The organism is Ascidiimonas aurantiaca (assembly GCF_037646345.1).
GTDB lineage: Bacteria > Bacteroidota > Bacteroidia > Flavobacteriales > Flavobacteriaceae > Ascidiimonas > Ascidiimonas aurantiaca.
Genome location: NZ_JBBEWR010000012.1, coordinates 145,142 through 152,345, shown reverse-complemented (window position 1 = coordinate 152,345; position 7,204 = coordinate 145,142). Strand labels below are relative to the sequence as shown.

7 protein-coding genes are annotated in these 7,204 nt (G+C 41.0%); 2 read left to right on the top strand and 5 right to left on the bottom strand.

All coding sequences use genetic code 11. The features are described from left to right. Positions 1–56 precede the first annotated feature (56 nt). A complete protein-coding gene (locus WAO84_RS13225) occupies positions 57–812 on the top strand; it encodes a hypothetical protein (RefSeq protein ID WP_340066367.1) in 756 nt (251 codons plus the stop codon). Between the two features lie 341 nt (positions 813–1,153). After that, on the top strand, positions 1,154–1,627 hold the full coding sequence (locus tag WAO84_RS13220) for a hypothetical protein (RefSeq protein WP_340066366.1): 474 nt from the start codon (positions 1,154–1,156) through the stop codon (positions 1,625–1,627). A gap of 2 nt (positions 1,628–1,629) precedes the next feature. Here WAO84_RS13220 and WAO84_RS13215 read toward each other — a convergent pair whose 3' ends face one another. From WAO84_RS13215 to WAO84_RS13195, 5 genes are all read right to left on the bottom strand, one after another. Then, entirely contained in the window at positions 1,630–3,504 is a 1,875-nt protein-coding gene (locus WAO84_RS13215; RefSeq protein WP_340066365.1) for a SulP family inorganic anion transporter, read from the bottom strand. Further along, entirely contained in the window at positions 3,504–4,139 is a 636-nt protein-coding gene (gene can, locus WAO84_RS13210) for a carbonate dehydratase (RefSeq protein WP_340066364.1), read from the bottom strand. Before can ends, WAO84_RS13215 begins: the two co-directional genes overlap by 1 nt. A gap of 78 nt (positions 4,140–4,217) precedes the next feature. Continuing rightward, positions 4,218–4,565, bottom strand: a complete 348-nt coding sequence (locus WAO84_RS13205) for a hypothetical protein (RefSeq protein WP_340066363.1) — start codon at positions 4,563–4,565, stop codon at positions 4,218–4,220. Between the two features lie 64 nt (positions 4,566–4,629). Next, positions 4,630–5,391, bottom strand: a complete 762-nt coding sequence (locus WAO84_RS13200; protein ID WP_340066362.1) for an SH3 domain-containing protein — start codon at positions 5,389–5,391, stop codon at positions 4,630–4,632. Between the two features lie 4 nt (positions 5,392–5,395). Continuing rightward, a complete protein-coding gene (locus WAO84_RS13195) occupies positions 5,396–7,162 on the bottom strand; it encodes a BatD family protein (RefSeq protein ID WP_340066360.1) in 1,767 nt (588 codons plus the stop codon). Positions 7,163–7,204 lie beyond the last annotated feature (42 nt).

The window sequence follows — 7,204 nt, the reverse complement described above, 5'->3', positions numbered from 1 at the left end:
ATAGTTTTAGAGATCATATACATTATCCTGACAGGTTGTTGCATAAATAAAATAGTATGAAAAAAAGAATTTTGTTAATTATGCTCATGGGAATGAGTTTTGGATTGAACGCACAAGAAAAAATACAAACTGAAATAGGTTTGAAAAGTGATTTTATATACAAAAATGGAAATATAGGAATTGGAACAACAAATCCGCAACAAAAACTCCAAATAGGGAATAATGGTTTCGCTTTACATGATGGAGGACATAAAGTACTAACATTTAATCCTTACACCACCAATTTCGGTTCGATTAGATATGATGTTGGTGGCAAAAGATTCACCATTGAAACAATAGTAGATGGAAGTTTAATGACTCACATGCATATTGCCAGTAATGGAGATGTAATAGTCAATCATAAACTAGGAATTGGAACATGGAATCCTGGAACTTGGAAATTGGCTGTAAATGGAAACATAAGAGCAAAGGAAATAAAAGTAGAGACAGAATGGTCTGATTTTGTATTTGAAAAAGATTATGATTTGCCAACATTGGCAGAAGTAGAAAATCATATTAAAGCAAAAGGCCATTTAAAAGATATTCCAAGCGCTGAAGAAGTGGCTGAAAATGGAATTTTTCTTGGAGAAATGGACTCTAAATTATTGCGCAAAATAGAAGAGTTAACCCTTTATACCATTCAACAGGAAAAACGGCTGGAGAATCTTGAATCAAAAAATAAAAAGCTTGAAGAAGAAAATAAAGCTTTAAAAACGCTGAATTCAAAACTTTTTGAATTACAAAAAAGACTGGAAAAATTAGAACAGGAATAAAGCCAGTACCTAATAATAGCTACAAGTAACCTGCCGGCAGGCAGGCGGGTTGTGCTTGTTCTCCCCTATTTCTGAAAACCCGGGAGGATTTTGCTTGCGCCAGTTCGCTACGCTCGTTGGAGGCACTACGCAGCTACTCATGGCGGTAGCCGTTGTTGCCTAAACAAACCAGCTTAAGTAGATAAGTACTGATTTTTGTAATAAATACATAAAGACGATATAATAAAATGGATTCCTGGAGTTCTGTTACACCGTAGTTTGGTTTTTTGTAAGGTAGAAACATAGTAAAAGCTATATACGCAACCTTGTCGGGAAAATACATCTTGTTAAAAAACAGGTATATGAAAAAAATACTAAGCTGTTTATTTACGGGGATATTGTTTATGAGCTGCGGGAGTTCTTCGGAAGATGCTCCTAAAGCAGAAACACTGGTTTTTGGTACGTATTTCGGGATGTGCCAGGGAACGTGTTTTGTTACCTATCGCCTTGTTTCCGGTGTATTACAGGCAGACAGGAATGAAACCTACCTTTTTGAGAATTATACTTTTGAACCTACGGAAACGCTGCCGGCGGAAGACTATACCCGGGTAGCCGGCCTGTTAACTACCATTCCGGCAGTGCTACGCAATGGTGACGGCGGTACTTTGGGTTGCCCCGACTGTGCAGACCAGGGAGGGGTGTATATAGATTTTACAGATGCCGGGGGAAAACGCAAAGTGTATTATCTGGATACCAATAATACCAGTGACCAGAACGAAGCAGTGGTACGGTTTAAAAACCGTATTCTGGAAGCGATGGATCTGCTGCGCCCCTAACTTCAATAAACATCTTCTACATGCTCACGCACATAGGCCATGCACTCTTCAAGAGAAGAGAAAATAAGGTTTTCCGGTACAAGGTCTGGTACAATGTCAATGCTTTTTAAGCGATAGAGCGGTTGTTCTTTAATGCCTACAATAATGCCTGTAACCTGTTTTCGGGTTAGTTCCATAAGTACATCTTCAAACGCAAATAAACCAGACTGGTCTATGTACGGCACATTTTCCATATCAAAAATAACATGGGTAGCCGTTTGGGGTAAAGTAGCCATAAGCTGCTGAAAATCTTTTGTATATCCAAAAAACAGCGGGCCTTCAAAATGCTTGATAAATACCTCTTCTCTGAGATTTTTTGGTAATGTATTGTATAAAGGCAAAGAAGTATCGTTGGCAGCTTTTTCCAGAGAAACTATGCGCGACTGGCTTGCGGTAAGATTCCCCATTTTTTTCATAAACATGAGGGTGGCGATCACGAGCCCGATACCCACGGCTACCATAAGATCGAGAAATACGGTAAGTAGCAGGACCACTATAAGTACAAGGGCATCACCCCGGGGCATTTTACGAAGAGTACGTAGTCCTTTGTAGTCCATCACCCCAATACCTACGGTAATGAGAATACCACCCAGTACACTCAAAGGGATATCGGAAGCTACCGGCCCCAGCACCAGCAAGATCAATAAAAGTACTAGTCCGTGAATAATACCCGAAAGGCGTGTTTTTCCTCCGGCATGTATATTAACTACGGTACGTATGGTGGCACCGGCTCCCGGGATACCGCCAAACAAAGCCGCTACGCTGTTACCAATACCCTGCCCTATAAGCTCTCTGTTGCTGTTGTGCCTGGTCTTGGTAATATTGTCTGCCACTACCGAAGTAAGCAGAGAGTCTATGGCTCCCAGTCCTGCCAGTGCAAAAGCAGTTGCGAGGTATGGCAAAAGTTCTGCAAAACTAAACCCGGCAAAGATCTCGTAATTAAGAATGGGGAACCCTTCGGGAATTTTTCCTCTGTCACTTACGGTAAGTACATCCAGTTGTGCTAAATACGCAACCAGGGTTACTATGATAAGCGCTGCCAGGGTGCCTGGTATTTTTAAACGAAGTATTCTAAAGACAAAAACAATACTAATGGTGGCGAGGGTAAGCCAGAATTCAACCCATTGAATATTTTTTATGGCGCGGCCGGCATATTTTAAAGAGCCCATAACGCCTCCGGTATCTCTGGAAACGAGTACCTGTGCTTCACGGGTAATTTCAGCAGGGGTTATTTTTTCGGCACGAACTATAGTTTCTCTAAAATCTTCGAGTACCAGAATGCCTTCACCGGCTTCATCTTTTAGTATTTTGTCGAGTAATACCTCTTCTGCCTGAGGTTTAAACCGGTTGATCAATTCTGCGTCTGTAGAAGGACGGTACCCAAAAAGGGGGAATATTTGGGTAATTAGAATTATGACGCCAATACCGGTCATAAATCCTGATATAACAGGATAGGGAACATATTTTATGTACTGTCCTATTTTGAGAATACCTAATATAATTTGCAGTAAGCCGGCCATTAGAAATACTCCCAGAATAATGGGCAATGCTTTTTGTATATCTCCATTTTTAGAAGCGAGAACTGTGCTTATAAGTACGGCACTAACTACGGTCATAGGAGCCGTAGGGCCGCTTATCTGGGTGGCTGTACCTCCAAACACGGAAGCAAAAACACCAATAAAAAGGGCACCGTAAAGACCTGCCGAGGCTCCGAGTCCGGATTGTACCCCAAAGGCCAGTGCCAGAGGTAGTGCTACAATACCGGCCGTGAGTCCGCCAAAAGTATCACCTCTTAGATTGTGAAACCATTTTTTAACAGTATGAAATCTTACTTTCATTAAAGATCCAGTTTATAAATATCAGGTAGTGTAGAGTTATCTTTGTAGGTGAGCTCCAGATCTTTGACCAGTCCGGTACTCAGGTTGTAAACCCAGCCGTGTAGCTGTAACCCCCGTCCTGTTTTCCAGGCTTTCTGAACAATAGAGGTTTCGGCCAGATCCAGTAATTGTTCCTGCACATTAAGCTCAACCAGACGATCGAAGCGATGTTCCTTATCTTCTATCGCTTCCAGTTCTTCTTTATGAATACGATATACATCTTTTACATGGCGAACCCATTTGTTAATGAGTCCCAGTGATTTATGGCCCATAGCGGCCTGTATTCCGCCACAGCCATAATGACCGCAAACAATGATGTGTTGTACTTCCAGCGTATTTACTGCATATTCCAGCACACTTAGCATATTGAGATCGGTATGTACTACGACGTTGGCAATATTTCGATGAACAAATACTTCCCCCGGCCGGGTACCGGTAATTTCATTGGCAGGTACTCTGCTGTCTGCACAACCTATCCATAACAAAGGGGGTTTCTGGCCCTTTGCCATTTTTATGAAATATTCAGGATCTTCTTTGGTTTTTTGTGCTACCCATTCCTTATTGTTATCGAGTAATCTTTTATAAAAATCAGACATTTGGTTTGGTGTGTTTATGGTGGTAAAGAAAGGTGGTTTGTACGCTCGTGATCACATCACGGTAAGGAACCTATAAGATCATATCTGTGTAGCGTGTAGTAGCTGCAAAGAAGTATGATGCCTGTTTGTATGCAGACTAATTTTCTGTAGATGTTTAGGAGGGGGAATGGTAATATCGGCAAAAAAAAGTACTAGATGTGAACTTATCTGTATTGAAAAGAGGGGGGTAAAATTTTTAGCAGGGTAGGCTATTGCGGGAATGACAGCAAGCTCCAGGATCTCCTGGGTATCTTCGGTCTCATTACCAGATATTTCACAGGTATTTGATATACAGTTAGTTGATGAGGTGTTCTCCATAACCCATACCCATGCCTGTGCCGATAGCATGATATGAGAAATCAACAACAAAATGTATATAAACTTCATTTATGGTTAACATAATTATTATAGCAAATATAAAAGTATTACTATTATAAACTGTTAAATTATGTTAAAGAGTTTTGATTTCTTTTATGTCATCTGTAGAAAGCCAGCCTATTTTACCATCTGCCAATTGTATTTTAGACCATTCCTGAAAAATTTCCAGTACCTGCACTTTAGTTCCTTCATGCAACCTGAATACTTCTTCACTGTTTGGGTTGGGTTCTGACTTTACAAGGGTTTCTTCTGCGAAAACAATGGCAGGCCGGTTATTTTGAACTTTATTATATTCATGGAAGCCCATGAAAACGGAGAAGAACACTAAAAAAAGTGTACTGAGACTAACTATGAAAAAAGCTCTCTTATAATTTCTTCGATAGGAGAAATAATACAGAAGAAAGGAGGCTACAAAAAAGATCATAGCGGTAATGGCAATAATGGCCCATGTGTTGTATGAAAGCTTGCCGATGCTTTTTTCAAGCAAACGGGCAATACCTGTTTGCGGCAGGGGTTCAATAGCATCCAGGGTCATGTTTCTGGCAAATAGGATATTGTTCTGCACATCGGGATCATCAGGAGCCAGTAACAGTGCTTTTTCGTAGTAGTAAATACTGGGGGCTATATGGTTAAGTTTGTAATGGGCATTGCCGAGGTTATAGTACAGTGATGCGGAATGCTCGCCATTATCGAGTATGGCCATGTACTTTTCTATAGCCGTTTCATAATCTCCTTCATTGTAGGCTTTGGATGCTTCTTCGAAGAGTTGTGTGTTTTGACCAAAACCCGTTAAGGGAATGATAAGTAAGAACAACAGGCAAAGGAACTGTTTCATAGCCTTAAATTTGTTTGTCAATTTTAGAAATTACCTCTGCGGCCTTCTCGTAATCATTTTGAATAGCGACCTCTGATGCCGGTGCATATCTGGCAAATTCACAACTTTGCAGTAATGCAATAAAATCAGACACATTATCTTCAGACACGTTTCGTGAGCTCAATAATTCTCTTATTTTATCTTTACTGAACTCTGAGGTTTCGATATGGATCTTTGCTTTCAGGTAATTATGCAATGCCCTTTCGAGCGATTCATAGAACAGTTCTTTTTTACTAAGGTTCTTTTTGGCTTCGGAAAGGTATTTTCGAGCGAGTTTATTTGCTTTTCGTATGCGATTGCCCTGTACATCCTGTTGCATGGCTCTTTTTTTCTTACCTGTAAAAATGGCGATGGGGATGATAAGGAGCGGAGCAAAAAGCAGGGTATAGAACAGCTTTGATCTGAAAAACATTTTCTGTGAAATGGGAACCAGGGAAGGTTTTAGTTTTATAAAGCGAAACTGGCTGTCTGCAGCCACTACGGGTTGTTTATAATTTCCGGTAACAGCCCCCCCGGTATTGCCGGCATTATTTACGGGGCCTTCATATACATTAATGAGTATTTCCTGTGAGGTAATGGTTTTATACTCTTCCAGGTCGGGGTCAAAATAAGAGAAACTTATACCGGGAATGGGATACTTACCTCTGTATTGGGGTACAATGGTATAGTTTTCGGCCACTTCTCCGCGATTACCCGACAGATTGGTAGTTACTTTTTCGGTAAACTCAGGCTCATACACTTCCAGAGAACCGGGTAAATTAAGTTTGGGGAGCTCAAATAACTTTAAGTTCCCATTCCCGTTTACTTCTACTTTTGCCTGGAAAGACTCGGTAGCTTTCAAATCGGTTTTCGTTGGGATCACATTAAAATCAAATACCCCTACGGCCCCGGTAAAGGAATCGGGTTTGCCGGATTCCGGTAAGGGTTTAACATTGATAACACGTTTTCCGGCAGCAATGGTTTTATGAGTTTGCGTATAGATACGTCCTCCAAAAAAGTCTCTTCGGTTGGTAGGCACATCTACGGTTACATCTAGGGAAAGGGGCTCTATGGGGAGTTTTCCCGATTTTTGAGGGTATAATACTACCTGTTTTAAAACTACAAACCTATAGGGGCGCCCCTGGTAGGTGCCGTTTTCTACTTTCCAGCGTTTAATGGGGATCTCCTGGCTCCAGAAATCATTATATCGCGGATTATCCAGAGGTCTGAAATCACTCACATTCACTTCTGGGCTTACATAAAGCTTGTACACCACGGTCACAGCTTCATTGAGGTAAGGCGTGTTTTTAGATACCTCTGCTACGAGATGTAAGTTATCTTCGGCGATATCTTCTGCAGAAGGTCCATCGGTGGGTTTATCTACCGCGGAGGTTACTTCAACTGTAATAGGAACGGTTTTATAGGTTTGCCCGTCAATTTCTACAGAGGCCTGTTTTATGGTGAATTTACCCCGGGCCGTAGGCATAAGGGTATATGAATAGGACTTTGAATAGCTTTTCTTTCCATTAACCCATGAATTGCGAATGGACTGATTGGGCCCCGCCACCCGAAAGCCTTCAAAATTAGGCGGTACAAAATTATCTCCGTCTTTGTTCATTATAAAATCAATACGGAGGCGTTCGTTAATCCCCAGTTTATTTTTACTCACTTTTGCCTCAAACGTAACCTTGTCCTGGGCTTGAAGGCCCTGGAGGCAAAGGAACATACTGATAATGACAATTACGTGTTTCATTTTCTTTTGTGATGCAAAGATATTTTTTACCTGTTATACTGA